Here is a 16,525-nt window from a genome sequence, read left to right as displayed (position 1 = left end):
CCTACGCCGTATTTGTCTGAGCGATGGCTCTATTCAAATGCTTCCAGGGGCATGACCTGTCAAGCCAAGTGCTCCCCCCTGTGGTGAGTGGTCGTCTCAAAACACATTCTCCTTCACATATTTTTCACCAGTTCCAACCACCGTCTAAGCTTCAAACAAGTCCGATAAATCTGCGTGAATGGATCAGTCGACTATGGGCGCTTTGTGGCAATCCGATTCGAGTAAAACTATGGAGCCAACTGACCGCGTGGATGAAGCGCCTATACAGAAAAGACCTCGTCGCCGCTGGCACTGGTGGCGGCTGTTCTGGTTGTTACTGCTGATTACCTTGATTGTTCTGGGCTTCGCCGCCACCAAGGAGATGCGAACCTCGAAAGTGCAGGCGCGCGAGTTCAGCAAATTCGCCTCGTCGCTGAGTTACTCCATCGAGCCCGGCGCCAGCGATTCGATTTTCTATCCGGGCGCCGGCCCGTTCGACAAACGCCTGGGCTACAGCTCCCTGGGTGAATTCCTGCCGCGGCTGCTCAAGCGCAACTATATGATCCAGTCGCAGACCCGTTTTTCCCCGGCGTTATTCGGTTACAGCGAAAAAGGCTTCTTTGTGCCGTATACGGAGAAAATCCAGGCCGGGCTGTCGATAACCGATTGCCGCGCTGCGCCGCTGTACCAGTACAACTATCCGCAGCAGCTCTATTCAAGCTTTTCGGCGATTCCACCGCTGGTGATAAACAGCCTGCTGTTTATCGAAAACCGCGATCTGCTCGATCCCCAACAGCCATTGGCCAACCCGGCGGTGGACTGGCCGCGTTTTGGCAAAGCGGCGTGGTCACAAGTGGCGAAACTGCTTCATTTACCCGGCCAGACTGCTGGCGGCAGTACTCTGGCCACGCAACTCGAGAAGTATCGGCACTCTCCGGACGGTCTGACCGTTTCCGGCAGCGAGAAAATCCGGCAAATGATCTCCGCCAGCGTGCGCGCCTATCAGGATGGCCCGCAAACTCTTGAGGCACGGCAAAACATCGTCCGCGACTACCTCAACAGCGTGCCGCTGTCAGCGGTGCCTGGCCATGGTGAAGTGCATGGCATGGCCGAGGGCCTGCGGGTCTGGTATGGCGCGGACTTCAATCAGGTCAACCAGGACCTGGCCAGCAACGCGAGCGATCCGAAGAGTCTGGCGAAAAAAGGTCTGGCCTTGCGTGAGGTATTGTCGCTGATGATCGCCCAGCGCCGACCTTCGCATTACTTGGCCAAGGGTCGCAATGAACTGGCGGACCTCACCGACAGCCACATCCGCCTGCTCGCGCAAAACGGCGTGATAGATGATCAGTTGTCGGCCGCAGCCCTGGCCAGCAAGGTGACTTACCGCGACTGGCAGACACAACCGACCATCCAGCCGATTGAATCCAACAAGGGCATCAGCGTTGCCCGCAGTCGTCTGGCGGCCATGCTCAACCGTCCGTTGTATGACCTGGACCGCCTTGACCTGTCCGCCACGAGCACCTTGCAGAACGAACTGCAAACCAAGGCCACCGCGTACCTCAAGCATCTGGCCGACCCGGCGTACGCCGCACAACTGGGCCTGTTTGGCGAACACCTGCTGACGCCCACCAGCACCACGCAAGTGCGCTACAGCTTCACCCTGTTCGAACGCACCCCCGACGGTTCGCGGGTCCGGGTACAGACCGACAGCACCGATCAGCCGTTCGATATCAACGAAGGCAGCAAGCTGGAGCTGGGCTCCACCGCCAAGCTGCGGGTACTGACCACTTACCTGCAAATCATCTCCGAACTGCACGACCGTTATGGAGAGAAAACCCCGGCAGAGCTGAAAAATACCGAAGTCGCCGACCAGGACCGGATCACCCGCTGGGCTGTCGACTACATGATCCAGAACACCGACCGCAGCCTGCCAAAAATGCTCTCCGCGGCCCTCGATCGCACATACTCGGCGAGCCCCGGCGAGGCCTTTTTCACCGGCGGCGGGCTACACACGTTCCACAACTTCCGCAGCGAAGACAACGGTCGCAGCCCGACCCTGCGCGATGCCATACGCGAGTCGATCAACCTGCCGTTCATTCGCTTGATGCGCGACCTGGTGCGCTACAGCACCTACTCGAGCCCCAATAGCAGCGCCCTATTGCTCAAGGACGACGGTGACCCACGGCGTCAGGAGTATCTGGCCCAATTCGCCGACCGCGAGGGCACTGCGTTCCTGTTGCGCTTCTGGAAGAAATACCAGAAAAAGGACACCCAGGCCCGCCTCGAGACCTTCCTGGACGGCATGCACCCGACACCGATCCGCCTCGCAGCGGTACACCGCTACCTGCTGCCGGAGGCCAGTCAGGAGAGCTTCAACCGCTTCGTGCGCTCGCATTTGAAAACCGCCAAGAGCATCGACAAAGACAAAAAGGTCACCGAGAAACTCACTGACGAGCGCCTGGCAAAGCTCTATCGAAGCTACGGCCCCGGTACCTATGACCTGCCGGATCAGGGCTTCATTGCCAAAGTTCACCCTCTGGACTTGTGGCTGATGGGGTATTTGCTGAACAACCCTGACGCCAAGTTCAGCCAGATCGTGAAAGCCAGTGAATTCGAACGTCAGGAAGTCTATAGCTGGCTGTTCAAGAGCAAACACAAGAGCGCTCGCGACAGTCGGATCCGCACCATGCTGGAGATAGAGGCGTTCCTCGATATCCATCAGCGCTGGCAGAAAGTCGGCTACCCATTCGATCACCTGGTACCGTCACTGGCCACCGCCATCGGCAGCTCCGGCGATCGCCCGGCGGCTCTGGCAGAGCTGATCGGCACCATCCTCAACGATGGCGTGCGTATGCCGACCCTGCGCATCGACAGCCTGCACTTCGCCGCCGGCACGCCCTACGAAACCTGGCTGGTCAATGACCCGGACAAAGGTAAGCGAGTGATGCCTTCGGAAGTGGCGACGGCGATGCGCGAAGTGTTGTCGCAAGTGGTGGATGCCGGCACCGCGAAACGGGTCGCCGGCACTTTCAAACTGCCTAATGGCACACCACTGGCCATGGGTGGCAAGACCGGCACTGGCGACAACCGCATTGAAGCCTTCGGCCCCGGTGGGCGAGTTCTGAGCTCCAAGTCGATCAACCGCACCGCGACCTTTGTGTTCTACATCGGTGAGCATCACTTTGGCACGTTGACCGCGTTCGTTCCGGGCGCCTCGGCCCAAGCCTACAAATTCACCTCCGCGTTGCCAGTGCAAGTGCTCAAAGGTATGGCGCCGATTCTCACGCCTTACCTGCTGCCAGGTGGCAACACGTTATGCAAAGGAACGGTGGCAGGACGTTGAGGCCGGGTTGATCCGGCCCCAACCTTGCGCGTGAAAAACACAACATCAGCCGGCGCGGATCTTGCTGATCGACCGTATCGCCTCGTAAACGCTGCATCGCTGCAACGGTGAGCGGCAGTTTTACTCCAGCCTCGCTCTGAACTCTGAAACAGTCACGCGGCTGCAATCGATGCCTCGCCCAAGCAATATGGCACCCCGAGCAATTCGTGAATCCGATCAATGAAGTACCTGATCGAGGGCCCACAGGTTTTGCGCGCAAGTCTGTCGAGATCCCTCAGTCAGAAGAAGAGCCCCACGCCCCCTCACATGCACTCAAAAAACACCACCGGTCTTGTCTTCTTGCTTTCTCAATAAGATATATCTTAAGTTGTATCTAAACCCGAAGAGAGAACGGGAAAATGAGAGAGCATCATCCCCATCGAGAGCACGTTGACGGCCGCGACGGCTTCGCCCCCGGGCGTTTACGCGGTAGCCGTGGGCCGCGGGTCTTCGCCCCCGGTGATCTGAAATTGTTGTTGCTGGCGCTGATCGCCGAACAGCCGTGCCACGGCTACGATCTGATCCGCCAGATCGAAGGCATGTTCGAGGGCGCCTACAGCCCAAGCCCGGGCGTGATTTACCCGACGCTGACCTTCCTGGAAGAAAGCGAACTGATTCTGGGTGACGCCGAAGGCGGGAAAAAACGCTACAGCGTGACCGACGCCGGTCGTCTTTCTTTAAGCGAGCAAGCGATTGCCCTGGATGGCGTGCGCATGCGCATTGATGTCAGCAAGCGCTCATTGCGCGGGCATGACCGTCCGGCGGAGATCCACGAAGCCGTGCACAACCTGCGCCATGCCCTGCATATGCATCACGGGCGCTGGAGCCCGGAAGAAATCCTGCGTGTTCGCGACCTGCTGAACAACACCGCCAAGGCCATCGTCGACGGCCCGGCCGTTCAATCTGCACCGGAGAAAGCCGAATGACTGCAGTTAATGTGCAAACGATTAATGTGCAAACGATTCACCGTGTCAGCCATGAGATCAAACGTCGTCGCCTGGAAGTGCTGCGAGTAGTCGACCTGACGCCACGCATGCGCCGGATCACGCTGGGTGGGCCGCAGCTGGCCGGGTTTGTCAGCCTGGGCACCGATGATCATGTAAAGCTGCTATTCCCCCAGACGGCCGCCGAACAGGCAGCGCTGGAAACCCTGGTGCTCGGCGCTGGCAAAGATGGCGGCCCAATGCCTGCCATGCGCGACTACACGCCACGACGCTATGACCTGGAAACCCTTGAACTGGACATCGACTTTGTCCTGCACGGCGACGGCCCTGCGTCGACCTGGGCCGAGCTGGCCAAGCCCGGCCAGTACCTGCATATCGGTGGGCCGCGCGGTTCGATGGTTGTACCGGACATCTTCGACAGCTATCTGCTGATCGGCGACGAAACCGCCCTGCCCGCCATCGCCCGCCGCCTTGAAGGCCTGAGTGCCAATCGTCGCGCGCTTGTGGTCGTTGAAGTGGAAAACGCTGCCGAACAGCAAACACTGGACAGCGCCGCGCAGGTCGAGGTGATCTGGGTGCTGCGCCAGGGCGGTCAACAGGATCTGTTGAGCACCGTGCAGCAACTGCAAATGCCGACCGGCGAGCTCTATGCCTGGGTGGCGACTGAAACCAAGGTGTCCCGACAGATTCGCCGGGTGCTGCTCGATGAACACCGGCTCAATGAAGCGTTCGTCAAGGCCGTCGGGTATTGGCGATTGGAGGGCAGTGACGAAGAGTGACTCCGAAAGGATCTGTTGTAGCAACTGCCGCCAGGCTGCGTTCGGCCACGAAGTGGTCGTAATCCAGACGACTCAATCTTCACGTCGAAACGCAGCATGGTTTTTAACGACTGCTGCGCTCGAACGCGACTGCGAAGCGAACACAGCCTTCGGTAGCTGCTACAGGACTTGCATCGCTTAACGTCTCCCCCGCCACCGATCCACCCCAACCAGCACCAGCGAAACCAGCACAAACCCCATCCATATCCCACCGGCATTGATGAACACCTGTGGGTAACCCAACCGGTCAACATCGATAAAGGGATATTGGTACAACCCCAACGAATGCCCGCGCAGCAGGGCGTAGGCGAAATACACCAGCGGGTAGATCGCCCACCCTGCGATGTGCTTGAGACGCAATGTCCCTTTCGGTACACACCACCACCAATACAGGATGAACAACGCGGGCATCACGTCATGCAACAACTCGTCAGCCAGCAGTTGCCAGCCTTGCGGATGCCAGAGATGGCGCAGCAACAGGCTGTAAGCCAGATTGACCACCGCAATGCTTACCGCGATCCCGCTGCTGACCCACGGCTGAAGAAAGAAATCCCGTCCCTTCGACACTCGCGTGCTCAGCGCGTAGGTCAGCACCACTGCGACCAGCGTGTTGTTGAGTACTGTAAAGAAACTGAAGAAGTTCACCAGCCCGCCCAGCAGGCTGGCTTCAGCCGTCCAGCGAGAGTAAAGGATCAGATACTGCTGAATGACTAGTCCCGACCAGCCCAACACTGCGGCAACCGCTATAAAACCACGCATCCGGCGTGAAGGCTGAGATTGTCCGTTGTGCATCCCTTTTCCCTAGATTGGGCGTTTTGTGCGCTGCAATTTTACGTACAAGGCTTCAACTTTCTCACGCGCCCATGGAGTTTTGCGCAGGAAGGTCAGGCTCGATTTGATGCTCGGATCGCTCTTGAAGCAGCGAATATCAATGCGCTCGGCCAGCCCCGACCATCCGTAGTGTTCAACCAGTGCGGTGAGAATCTGTTCCAGGGTCACGCCGTGCAGCGGGTTGTTGTTCGGTGCAGTCATGCCAGGCCTTTGAACGAAGAAAGAAAAGGAAGCCGCGCACCTTAGCCGAGGGCATCGTCGGGTGGAAGGGCTCTATGCGCTAGAAAGTGAACTGTAGGTGAAATGGAAAAGATCGGCGCCCGAACCCTATGCGCAGGTCGGGGGCCTACGAACAAAACCCGTCGTATCTTGATCGCGGCAACGGTCTCAAGTTCAAAGGCAGCCGCGTCCAGGGGGCGATCCTGCCGATAGAGCGGGTCTGGACACCAACGATCAATGGCCTGCCGGGGGATATCGCGCGGGTTACTACTACGGTAATGCCAAGGCCACTGACGTTTATAAAGACCGCAACGACCAGCCTGCTGCGTTGAATGGCCAAGCCTATCGCAGCAGTTCGAGTAAACACGGGGTCTGGCTGGGTGTGCAGCAGCTCATCAACCAGGCCCGCGCCTGATCCTCATCTACAGTAAACATGCGTGGGAATACCCTTAACGTCACGGAGAACCACACTATGAGCACTGACGGTCCTTTCAGTCCAAGCCGCCTGCCGCCGAGCCTGCTCGGTATCCTGCTGCTGCTAATGGGCTTGGCCTTGTTGGCCGGGGGGATCAAGCTGAGCATGCTCGGCGGCTCGCTGTATTACCTGCTGGCCGGTATCGGCCTGGTCGTGACCGGTTTTTTGCTGCTCGCTGCACGCCGTGCCGCTCTGAGCCTGTACGCACTGGTGCTGTTCGCCAGTACGGTGTGGGCATTGTGGGAAGTCGGCCTGGACTGGTGGCAACTGGTGCCACGTCTGGCGCTGTTGTTTGCCTTCGGTATCGTTCTGCTGCTGCCGTGGTTGCGCCGTCCGTTGCAGAGCGGCCAAAACGCGACGATGGGTACCAGCGCGCTGAGCATGGCCGTGGTCCTCGCCGGCGCTACGGCGCTGGCCAGCCAGTACACCAACCCAGGTGAAATCAAGGGCCAGCTGGAGCGCGATGCGGTACCCGGCATGACCAACACCGCCCCGGCCATGCCCGACGGTGACTGGAATTCCTATGGTCGCAGCGCTCATGGCGACCGTTACTCGCCGCTGACGCAGATCACCGTGCAAAACGTCAGTAAGCTGGTGCCGGCCTGGACCTATCGCACCGGTGACCTCCCAGGGCCTGGCGATCCAGGTGAAACCACCGCCGAAAACACCCCGCTGAAAGTCAACGGCATGCTCTATGTCTGCACGCCCCACAGCCAGGTGATCGCACTGGACCCGGACACCGGCAAGGAAATCTGGCGCTTCGATCCGAAGTTGAGCACGCAGAATGCGGCGAACTTCAAAGGTTGGGCACACATGACCTGCCGTGGCGTGTCATACCACGATGACGCTGCCTACGCCGCCACTGCCACTAAGAAAATCCCGGCCAAGCCAGCGACCAAGCCAGCGACCAGGAAGCCAGCTGCAACGCCAACTGCCATTCCAGTCGCTGCGATTGTCGCCAACGTGTGCCCGCGGCGCATATTCCTGCCGACCGCCGACACGCGTCTGATCGCCCTGAACGCCGACACCGGCAAGATGTGCGAAGACTTCGGCGACAAGGGTCAAGTCGACCTGCGCGCCAACATCGGCACCTTCGCCCCTGGCGGCTACTACTCCACCTCGCCACCGGCGGTGACCAGGAACCTGGTGGTCATTGGCGGCCACGTCACCGACAACGTCTCCACCGATGAGCCAAGCGGCGTGATCCGCGCGTTCGACGTGCACACCGGTCGCCTGGTGTGGAACTGGGACAGCGGCAATCCGGAAAACACCACCCCGATTATTGAAGGCCAGACCTACACCCGCAACTCACCGAACATGTGGTCCATGTTCAGCGTCGACGAAAAACTCGGCATGCTTTACCTGCCGATGGGCAACCAGACACCTGACCAGTGGGGCGGTGGTCGCACCCCTGAATCGGAAAAATACAGCGCGGGCCTGACCGCACTCGACATCGACACCGGCCACGTACGCTGGACCTTCCAGTTCACTCACCATGACCTGTGGGACATGGACGTCGGTGGTCAACCTACGCTCGTGGACATGAAAACCACTGACGGTGTAAAAAAGGCGGTCCTCGCGTCGACCAAGCAAGGCAGCATCTACGTGCTGGATCGCAGCACCGGCAGACCGATTGTCCCGATCAATGAAGTGCCGGTTCCGCAAGGCGCGGTAGCTAGCGACCATACCTCCCCGACTCAGCCCAGGTCCGACCTGAACTTCATGCCGCCGCCCCTCAAAGAGCGCGATATGTGGGGCGTGACGCCATTCGATCAGATGCTCTGCCGGATCACTTTCAAATCCATGCGTTATGACGGCCCGTTCACCCCGCCATCGCTGCAAGGTTCGGTCATCTATCCCGGCAACTTCGGTGTGTTCGACTGGGGCGGTTTGTCTATCGACCCGGTGCGGCAAATCGCCTTCGTGAACCCTAGCTACATGGCGTTCAAATCCAGGTTGATCCCGGCTGCGCAAATCGCCGCCCAAGGCCCACGCAAAAGCGAAACCCAAGGCGTCCAGCCGAACAAAGGCGCGCCGTATGGCGTGATCCTCGAAGCGCTGCTGTCGCCGATGGGCTTGCCTTGCCAGGCTCCGGCCTGGGGTTATGTAGCCGCAGTGGACTTGACCACGCAAAAAACCATCTGGAAACACAAAAACGGCACCGTACGTGACAGCTCGCCGATTCCGATCCCTCTGAGCATGGGCGTGCCAAGTCTGGGCGGGACCTTCACCACCGCAGGAGGCGTTGCCTTCCTCAGCGGCACCCTCGACCAGTACCTGCGTGCCTACGACGTTAAAAACGGCAAGCAGCTGTGGGAAGGTCGCCTGCCAGCAGGTGCCCAAACCACCCCGATGACCTACACCGGTAAAGATGGCAAGCAATACGTGCTGGTCATGGCTGGCGGTCACGGCTCGCTGGGCACCAAACAGGGCGACTACGTCCTGGCGTTCAAACTGCCGGATTAAGCCCTGGCGGCAGTAAAGGAAGGGCGGCTACCGAGAAGTGGCCGCCTTTTTTCCGGGCGATGGCTAAAGATCACGGCCTGCGGCGAACCTGTCTGCCACCTGCAGCCTTGCATGAAATACCTGCTGACAACCGCTCCCCATTGAAACCACCGCTCACCTGCCCCATCTATCTTCCATACCCAATTGTGCAGGTGCCCCCATGAGCGACCAGCAAGAATTCCCGGAAAACCCGAGCGACTACGCCGATCCAGAAAACGCCGAACACCACGCCACGGGCACCGGTCTGGCCCTCCCCGGGCAGAATCTGCCGGACAAGGTCTACATCATCCCGATCCATAATCGGCCGTTCTTCCCCGCGCAAGTGTTGCCGGTGATCGTCAACGAAGAGCCCTGGGCCGAAACCCTGGACCTGGTCAGCAAATCCGATCATCACTCCCTGGCCCTGTTCTACATGGACACCCCCCAGGAGGATCCTCGGCATTTCGACACCTCGAGCCTGCCGCTCTACGGCACCCTGGTGAAGGTCCATCACGCCAGCCGCGAGGGCGGCAAACTGCAATTCGTCGCCCAAGGCCTGACTCGCGTGCGCATTCGCACCTGGCTCAAACACCATCGCCCACCGTATCTGGTGGAAGTCGAATACCCGCACCAACCGAGCGATCCGACCGACGAGGTCAAGGCTTACGGCATGGCGCTGATCAACGCGATCAAGGAACTGCTGCCGCTCAACCCGCTGTACAGCGAAGAGTTGAAGAACTACCTCAACCGCTTTAGCCCCAACGATCCGTCACCGTTGACCGACTTCGCCGCGGCACTGACCTCGGCCACCGGCAACGAGCTGCAAGAAGTGCTCGACTGCGTACCGATGCTCAAGCGCATGGAAAAAGTCTTGCCGATGCTGCGCAAGGAAGTCGAAGTCGCGCGGTTGCAGAAAGAAATCTCTGCCGAAGTGAACCGCAAGATTGGCGAGCACCAACGTGAGTTTTTCCTCAAGGAACAGCTCAAGGTCATCCAGCAGGAGCTAGGTCTTACGAAGGACGACCGCAGCGCCGATATTGAACAATTCGAGCAGCGGCTGGTGGGCAAAGTCCTGCCGCCTCAAGCGCAAAAACGTGTCGAAGAGGAAATGAGCAAGCTGTCGATCCTCGAAACCGGCTCGCCGGAATACGCAGTGACCCGCAACTATCTGGAGTGGGCAACCGCAGTGCCGTGGGGCGTGTATGGCGAGGACAAACTCGACCTCAAATACGCACGCAAAGTGCTCGATCAACACCACGCTGGGCTCGGCGACATCAAGACCCGGATCCTCGAATTCCTCGCGGTGGGCGCCTACAAAGGCGAGATCAGCGGTTCCATCGTGCTGCTGGTGGGGCCGCCGGGTGTGGGCAAGACCAGCGTCGGCAAATCCATCGCCGAATCCCTCGGGCGGCCGTTCTATCGCTTCAGTGTCGGCGGCATGCGCGATGAGGCGGAGATCAAAGGCCACCGCCGGACCTACATCGGCGCCCTGCCGGGCAAGCTGGTGCAGGCACTTAAAGAAGTCGAAGTGATGAACCCGGTGATCATGCTCGACGAGATCGACAAGATGGGCCAGAGCTACCAGGGCGACCCGGCCTCGGCACTGCTGGAAACCCTCGATCCGGAACAGAACGTAGAGTTTCTCGACCACTACCTGGACCTGCGTCTGGACCTGTCGAAAGTGCTGTTCGTCTGCACGGCCAACACCCTGGATTCGATTCCCGGTCCGCTGCTTGACCGCATGGAAGTGATCCGCCTGTCGGGCTATATCACCGAAGAAAAGATCGCCATCGCCAAGCGCCACCTGTGGCCAAAACAGCTGGAAAAGGCCGGTGTATCCAAAGGCAGTCTGTCCATCAGCGACGGCGCCCTGCGCGCGGTGATCGACGGTTATGCACGCGAAGCCGGGGTGCGACAGTTGGAAAAGCAACTGGGCAAACTGGTGCGCAAATCGGTGATGAAGCTGATCGACGATCCGAACGCGCTGATCAAGATCGGCAACAAGGACCTGGAAGCCTCCCTCGGCATGCCGGTGTTTCGCAATGAGCAAGTGCTCAGTGGCACCGGGGTGATCACCGGGCTGGCGTGGACCAGCATGGGCGGCGCGACCCTGCCGATTGAAGCAACGCGGATTCACACGCTTAATCGCGGCTTCAAACTCACCGGGCAACTGGGTGACGTGATGAAGGAGTCAGCCGAGATCGCCTATAGCTACATCAGCTCCCACCTCAAGCAGTTCGGCGGTGATGCGAAGTTCTTCGACGAAGCCTTTGTCCATCTGCATGTACCCGAAGGTGCCACACCGAAAGACGGCCCAAGCGCCGGGGTAACCATGGCCAGCGCACTGCTGTCGCTGGCACGCAACCAGCCACCGAAAAAAGGTGTGGCCATGACCGGCGAACTGACCCTGACCGGCCATGTACTGCCGATCGGCGGCGTGCGCGAGAAAGTCATCGCCGCACGACGACAGAAGATCCACGAACTGATCCTGCCGGAACCCAACCGCGGAAACTTCGAAGAGCTGCCGGAATATCTGAAGGAAGGGATTACCGTGCACTTTGCCAAGCGCTTTGCGGATGTGGCAAAGGTGTTGTTCTGATAGAGCTGCGGTGCCTAGGCTGACGCTATCGCGAGCAAGCTCGCTCCTACATGGATTGCGTTAACCCTGTAGGAGCGAGCTTGCTCGCGATGACGTCATAACTGCCGATGATGAACCGTCGCCCGTCCCGCTCGTCACACTTTGTCTTATCTTCGGTTATGCTCGCCGTTCGTCGTGTATGACCGGAGTTTTCTGACCCATGTCCCCCACCCGCCTGCTGCTCCCCCTCAGCCTCGCCCTGCTCGCCGCCTGCGCCAGTCAACCCAGGCAGAATGTCACTGTGGATAAACAGAGCGAGTGCCCTGTGCAGTTGAAGACCGGGCAGAACCTGATCCTGACCCTGCCGAGCAATCCGACCACTGGCTATCGCTGGGCGATTCAGGACTCGGCTGGGGGCGTGCTGCGCAGCCTCAGCCCCGAGGTCTATAGCAACCCGCAAGACACAGGGCTGGTAGGCAGCGGCGGGCAGTCGACCTGGCGTTTTCAGAGCTTCGCGGCCGGTAACGGACGCTTGCGTCTGACTTATTCACAGCCATGGGCGCCGGAGGTGCCGGCGGTGGAAACCTTCGACTGCCCGATTTTGGTTAACTGATCATCGGCTGGCTGTTTTCCCTTCGAGGCCGCGCCGTACCTGATCATCCTCAGTTACTGGCTGGGGCAATGGGGGATTGCGGCGTCGGCGTTTGCGCAGCCTCGCCACGAGCAGGTTTAGATTAGATCGTTCCCACGCTCCCGCGTGGGAATGCAGCCCGTGACGCTGCGCGTCACAGAAGCGGACGCAGAGCGTCCAGTGAGGCATTCCCACGCAGAGCGTGGGAACGATCAGCGTGGGAACGATCATTGTGTGAACCCGGCGCTTTATCAGACAGGACGCGCATCACCTCGTTAACCCGGCTAAAATGCCGGCCTTTTCCACCTACACCGCTGGAACCGCCGTGAGCAAAGAATCCGATCGCCTTTTCGCCCAGCCCCTGCCTCAGGTGCCGGACTTCGCCTTCAATGAGGACGTGGTGCGGGTGTTCCCGGACATGATCAAGCGTTCTGTGCCGGGTTATCCGACCATTGTCGAGAACCTGGGCGTGCTGGCAGCACAGTTCGCCCAGCCCAACAGCGTGCTGTACGACCTGGGTTCCTCCCTCGGTGCAGTGACCCAAGCCTTGCGCCGTCACGTGCGCACCGACGGTTGCCGGGTGATCGCAGTGGATAACTCGGCGGCGATGGTCGAGCGCTGCCGCGAATACCTGAACGGGCAGGACTCGATGTTCCAGGAGCTGCTGCCGGTAGAAGTGATCGAGGGCGATATCCTCGCGCTGCAGTTCCAACCGGCCTCGGTGGTGGCGCTGAACTTCACTCTGCAATTCATTGCCCCTGAACAGCGCCTGGCGCTGCTGAGCCGTATTCGCCAGTCCTTGTTGCCGGGCGGCGCGCTGATTCTCTCGGAGAAGCTGCGCTTCGTTGACGCCCAGGAGCATGCGCTGCTCACCGACCTGCATATCGCCTTCAAACGCGCCAACGGCTACAGCGAACTGGAAATTGCCCAGAAACGCAGTGCCATTGAAAACGTAATGAAACCCGACAGCCTCGAAGAACACCGCGAACGCCTGCTGGCGGCCGGGTTCTCGAAAGTCGTGCCGTGGTTCCAGTGTCTTAACTTTGCCTCGTTGATTGCCTTGCCATGATTGATCTGTCTCCTCTCGCCCGCCGTCTGGCCGGCACCCCGTTGGCCGAATGGGCCAACGGCCTGCAAGCGCAACTGGACACCAAAATGCAAAAGGGTCACGGCGACCTGGAGCGCTGGCAGAGTGCGCTGGATGCACTGCCGAAGATTATGCCGAGCCAGATCGACTTGCTGGACGGCTTGACCCTCGACACCGACTGCGACGACGAAACCCGCGCGCAGATGCGCACCGCGCTGATGGGCCTGTGCCCGTGGCGCAAGGGGCCGTTCGACCTGTTCGGTGTACACGTCGACACAGAATGGCGCTCTGACTGGAAATGGTCACGGGTCGCCCCGCATCTGGACCTCAAGGGCAAACGGGTGCTGGATGTCGGCTGCGGCAACGGCTACTACATGTGGCGCATGCTCGGCGCCGGCGCCGACAGCGTGATCGGCGTCGATCCGAACTGGCTGTTCTTCTGTCAGTTTCAAGCGGTACAGCGTTATCTGTCAGAACCGTCGGCGTGGCATCTGCCGTTTCCCTTTGAAGACCTGCCAGCGAATCTGGAAGGCTTCGACATGGTGTTTTCCATGGGGGTGTTCTACCACCGGCGCTCGCCGATCGAGCATTTGCTGGCGCTCAAGGATTGCCTGGTAAAAGGTGGTGAGCTGGTGCTGGAGACCTTGGTGGTGGAAGGCGATGTTCATCAAGTGCTGGTACCGGAAGACCGCTACGCGCAGATGCGCAATGTCTGGTTCCTGCCGTCGGTGCCGGCACTGATGCTATGGCTGCGCCGCGCCGGGTTCAGCGATGTGCGCTGCGTGGATGTCAGTGTGACCAGTGTCGAGGAACAACGCGGGACTGAGTGGATGAAGTACCAGTCGCTGAGTGACTTCCTTGATCCCGATGATCACAGCAAAACCATTGAAGGTCTTCCAGCGCCGATGCGTGCGGTGATTGTGGCCCGCAAATAGGAATTATGGAGATCTAATGTGGGAGCGGGCTTGCTCGCGATAGCATCACTGCGGTCGTTCAGATACACCTCGGTGCCTGCATCGCGAGCAAGCCCGCTCCCACACTCGATCCTCGCTGTTTTAAAGAGTGCATTCCTGAGTTAGTCCGCCGGTTTCGCCCTGCGCGCCTTGAAAAACTCGCTCAGGACCGTGCCGCATTCTTCGGCCAGGACCCCACCTTCGAACAACACCCGATGGTTGAGAAAGTCCTGGCTGAAGAACTGCCCCTGGCTTTGCACAATCCCCGCCTTGGGCTCCAGCGCCCCATACACCACCCGCGCAATTCGCGAATGCACGATCAAACCGGCGCACATGCTGCACGGCTCCAGCGTCACGTACAGCGTGCTGCCCGGCAGACGGTAATTGCTCGCAGCCTGCGCCGCAGCACGGATCGCGACCATCTCGGCGTGTGCGCTGGGGTCGCTGCCGCTGATCGGGCAATTGAAGCCGCGACCGATGATTTCACCGTCCTGCACCAGCACCGCGCCCACTGGCACTTCACCCAGCGCGGCGCCTTCGGCGGCCAGGGCCAGGGCTTCGCGCATGAAGTCCTGATCACGGCTGCGATCAATGATTTGCGGTTGACGCATCTGGCGCATCAGGAGACCTCGATGGCGGCCATCAGACCGGTTTCCATATGGTCGATCACATGGCAGTGGAACATCCATACACCCGGATTATCCGCCACCAGCGCGACACGGGCGCGCTCGTTTTTACCCAGCAGGTAGGTGTCAGTGAAGTACGGAATGATCGTCTTGCGGTTCGAGGAAATGACCTTGAAGCTCATGCCGTGCAAATGGACCGGGTGCTGATACTGAGTCATGTTTTTCAATTCGAAAATGTAGCTTTTGCCCTTCTTGAGCGTGGCAATCGGGCGGTCGGCGCAGGTCTTGTCGGTGATGTCCCAGGCCTTGCCGTTGATCTGCCACAGACTCGGCGGTTTGCCATTGTCCACGTTCACCGAGACTGAGCCAACCCACTCGAAGTTGAAGTTGAGTTTCTCGGCGTTGGCAATGTCCGGCTCGGAGATCGGATTGGCCGGCAGCGCCGGTGGCCATTGGGTCGGGGCATCAGTGTTGGCCACCGAACGGAAAGTGCCGATACGTACCGGCCCGTTGCGCAGGGAGAGCTCTTCGCCGGCTGGCGGTGCCTTGATCGCCAGGCAGATACGCATGCCAGGTCCCAGCCAGTATTCCTTGCCCAGCGGTCGAGGCTCGATGGGGTTGCCGTCCAGCGCGTAGATCTGCGCTTCGACGCCGGGAATGTTGATCCGATAGGTCAGGGTGTTGTCGAGGTTGAGCAAACGCACCCGCGTGACCTGCCCGGCCGGGAGGTCGACCACCGCCTGCGATACGCCGTTGATGGTCGCCAGCCGGCCGGCCGTCCCGCCACGTGCAGCTTCGCGGGGAACGCTGAAGGCAACGAACGCGCCCTCTTCGTCGACGTGCCAGCTCTTCAGGCTCAGGGTCCGCTCGTACTTGAAACCGGTGGGTTCACGCTCTTCGACGATCAACGGCCCGACCAGCCCGCGGCCCAGCTCCTTGCTGCTGTTCACATGCGGGTGATACCAGAAGCTGCCGGCGTCCGGCGCACGGAATTTGTAATCGAAATATTCGCCGGGCAAGACCGGCAATTGCGAGACGTAGGGTACGCCGTCCATCTCCAGCGGCAGGCGAATGCCATGCCAATGAATGGTGGTGGCGACCGGCAAATGGTTGATGAAGCGCACCCGCAGCCACTCGCCCTGGCGCACTCGCAACTCGGTACCCGGCGCCGAGGGGCCAAAGGCCCAGGCTTCGGTTTTGTGCCCGGCAACCAGTTCGACGTCCAGGGGGGCGGCGATCAGCTCGTAGTCGTGGCCTGCATCGGCGTCAGCCATCTTCCCCAGCCAATAGCGCGACGCGCCACCAGCCCCGACGCCAACCACTACAAGACCGGCCAGACCACCGAGTATCTGTCGACGGGAAAAGGACATGAATTCAACTACCTCACGTATCAGCAGCGGGCCTGAGCCCGCAAAAAGGCGAATACGATACACCTGCAGATGAGAAACAGTAAGGGCGCAAAGGTTTGTGTCGTCTGACAGGACGCCTTCGCGGGCAAGCCACGCTCCCACACTTGAT

At 60.0% G+C, this 16,525-nt stretch carries 12 protein-coding genes and 2 pseudogenes; 10 read left to right on the top strand and 4 right to left on the bottom strand.

Features of this window, described 5'->3' with window-relative positions; genetic code table 11:
• The first annotated feature begins 193 nt into the window (after positions 1-193).
• The 3 genes from AC07UI_RS07955 to AC07UI_RS07945 all read left to right on the top strand — a co-directional run bounded on the left by AC07UI_RS07955 (position 194) and on the right by AC07UI_RS07945 (position 5,084).
• The gene (locus AC07UI_RS07955) at positions 194-3,322 is read left to right on the top strand and encodes a biosynthetic peptidoglycan transglycosylase (RefSeq protein ID WP_494991963.1); all 3,129 of its coding nucleotides are present in this window, start codon (positions 194-196) and stop codon (positions 3,320-3,322) included.
• Positions 3,323-3,720: 398 nt separating this feature from the next.
• On the top strand, positions 3,721-4,287 hold the full coding sequence (locus tag AC07UI_RS07950; RefSeq protein ID WP_494991962.1) for a PadR family transcriptional regulator: 567 nt from the start codon (positions 3,721-3,723) through the stop codon (positions 4,285-4,287).
• Positions 4,284-5,084: a siderophore-interacting protein gene (locus AC07UI_RS07945; RefSeq protein ID WP_494991961.1), complete on the top strand. Its 801-nt coding sequence runs from the start codon at positions 4,284-4,286 to the stop codon at positions 5,082-5,084. The genes AC07UI_RS07950 and AC07UI_RS07945 overlap by 4 nt, the downstream gene beginning before the upstream one ends.
• A 177-nt stretch (positions 5,085-5,261) precedes the next feature.
• On the opposite strand, the gene AC07UI_RS07940 is transcribed toward AC07UI_RS07945, so the two are convergent.
• Together AC07UI_RS07940 and AC07UI_RS07935 are read right to left on the bottom strand one after the other, a co-directional pair.
• Positions 5,262-5,915: a Pr6Pr family membrane protein gene (locus AC07UI_RS07940; RefSeq protein ID WP_494991960.1), complete on the bottom strand. Its 654-nt coding sequence runs from the start codon at positions 5,913-5,915 to the stop codon at positions 5,262-5,264.
• 9 nt (positions 5,916-5,924) lie between these two features.
• Positions 5,925-6,155, bottom strand: a complete 231-nt coding sequence (locus AC07UI_RS07935) for a VF530 family protein (RefSeq protein ID WP_494991959.1) — start codon at positions 6,153-6,155, stop codon at positions 5,925-5,927.
• A 118-nt stretch (positions 6,156-6,273) separates the two neighbouring features.
• Here AC07UI_RS07935 and AC07UI_RS07930 point away from each other — a divergent pair.
• The 7 genes and pseudogenes from AC07UI_RS07930 to cmoB form a co-directional block, all read left to right on the top strand.
• Positions 6,274-6,570, top strand: a pseudogene (locus AC07UI_RS07930) (carbohydrate porin); the annotation flags it as partial.
• A 36-nt stretch (positions 6,571-6,606) separates the two neighbouring features.
• Positions 6,607-9,114, top strand: coding sequence for a glucose/quinate/shikimate family membrane-bound PQQ-dependent dehydrogenase (locus tag AC07UI_RS07925; protein ID WP_494991958.1), 2,508 nt, complete (start codon positions 6,607-6,609; stop codon positions 9,112-9,114).
• Positions 9,115-9,313: 199 nt separating this feature from the next.
• A complete protein-coding gene (gene lon, locus AC07UI_RS07920) occupies positions 9,314-11,731 on the top strand; it encodes an endopeptidase La (RefSeq protein WP_494991957.1) in 2,418 nt (805 codons plus the stop codon).
• Positions 11,732-11,930: 199 nt separating this feature from the next.
• Complete coding sequence (locus AC07UI_RS07915) at positions 11,931-12,323, top strand: protease inhibitor I42 family protein (protein WP_494991956.1); 393 nt, start codon at positions 11,931-11,933, stop codon at positions 12,321-12,323.
• Between the two features lie 18 nt (positions 12,324-12,341).
• Positions 12,342-12,443, top strand: a pseudogene (locus AC07UI_RS07910) (lysoplasmalogenase); the annotation flags it as partial.
• Positions 12,444-12,630: 187 nt separating this feature from the next.
• Positions 12,631-13,410, top strand: a complete 780-nt coding sequence (gene cmoA / locus AC07UI_RS07905; protein ID WP_494991955.1) for a carboxy-S-adenosyl-L-methionine synthase CmoA — start codon at positions 12,631-12,633, stop codon at positions 13,408-13,410.
• Positions 13,407-14,363 carry a tRNA 5-methoxyuridine(34)/uridine 5-oxyacetic acid(34) synthase CmoB gene (cmoB, locus tag AC07UI_RS07900; RefSeq protein ID WP_494991954.1) on the top strand — a complete coding sequence of 319 codons (957 nt, stop codon included), beginning with the start codon at positions 13,407-13,409 and terminating at the stop codon, positions 14,361-14,363. Before cmoA ends, cmoB begins: the two co-directional genes overlap by 4 nt.
• Before the next feature lie 140 nt (positions 14,364-14,503).
• Here cmoB and tadA read toward each other — a convergent pair whose 3' ends face one another.
• Together tadA and AC07UI_RS07890 are read right to left on the bottom strand one after the other, a co-directional pair.
• Positions 14,504-15,001: a tRNA adenosine(34) deaminase TadA gene (gene tadA, locus AC07UI_RS07895; RefSeq protein ID WP_494991953.1), complete on the bottom strand. Its 498-nt coding sequence runs from the start codon at positions 14,999-15,001 to the stop codon at positions 14,504-14,506.
• The gene (locus tag AC07UI_RS07890; protein WP_494991952.1) at positions 15,001-16,377 is read right to left on the bottom strand and encodes a multicopper oxidase family protein; all 1,377 of its coding nucleotides are present in this window, start codon (positions 16,375-16,377) and stop codon (positions 15,001-15,003) included. The genes tadA and AC07UI_RS07890 overlap by 1 nt, the downstream gene beginning before the upstream one ends.
• Positions 16,378-16,525 lie beyond the last annotated feature (148 nt).

It is taken from the genome of Pseudomonas sp. GW821-FHT04C07, from assembly GCF_059420325.1.
The sequence above is the reverse complement of the archived record's forward strand: the minus strand, read 5'-3'. Positions and strand labels throughout refer to the sequence as shown.

Coding starts and splice junctions, on each gene's coding strand:
- AC07UI_RS07925 (WP_494991958.1), top strand. CDS start 6,607: ATGCGTGGGAATACCCTTAACGTCACGGAGAACCACACTATGAGCACT.
- AC07UI_RS07915 (WP_494991956.1), top strand. CDS start 11,931: ATGTCCCCCACCCGCCTGCTGCTCCCCCTCAGCCTCGCCCTGCTCGCC.
- tadA (WP_494991953.1), bottom strand. CDS start 15,001: ATGCGCCAGATGCGTCAACCGCAAATCATTGATCGCAGCCGTGATCAG.
- AC07UI_RS07955 (WP_494991963.1), top strand. CDS start 194: ATGGGCGCTTTGTGGCAATCCGATTCGAGTAAAACTATGGAGCCAACT.
- AC07UI_RS07945 (WP_494991961.1), top strand. CDS start 4,284: ATGACTGCAGTTAATGTGCAAACGATTAATGTGCAAACGATTCACCGT.
- AC07UI_RS07950 (WP_494991962.1), top strand. CDS start 3,721: ATGAGAGAGCATCATCCCCATCGAGAGCACGTTGACGGCCGCGACGGC.
- cmoA (WP_494991955.1), top strand. CDS start 12,631: ATGCCGGCCTTTTCCACCTACACCGCTGGAACCGCCGTGAGCAAAGAA.
- AC07UI_RS07935 (WP_494991959.1), bottom strand. CDS start 6,155: ATGACTGCACCGAACAACAACCCGCTGCACGGCGTGACCCTGGAACAG.
- AC07UI_RS07890 (WP_494991952.1), bottom strand. CDS start 16,377: ATGTCCTTTTCCCGTCGACAGATACTCGGTGGTCTGGCCGGTCTTGTA.
- AC07UI_RS07940 (WP_494991960.1), bottom strand. CDS start 5,915: ATGCACAACGGACAATCTCAGCCTTCACGCCGGATGCGTGGTTTTATA.
- lon (WP_494991957.1), top strand. CDS start 9,314: ATGAGCGACCAGCAAGAATTCCCGGAAAACCCGAGCGACTACGCCGAT.
- cmoB (WP_494991954.1), top strand. CDS start 13,407: ATGATTGATCTGTCTCCTCTCGCCCGCCGTCTGGCCGGCACCCCGTTG.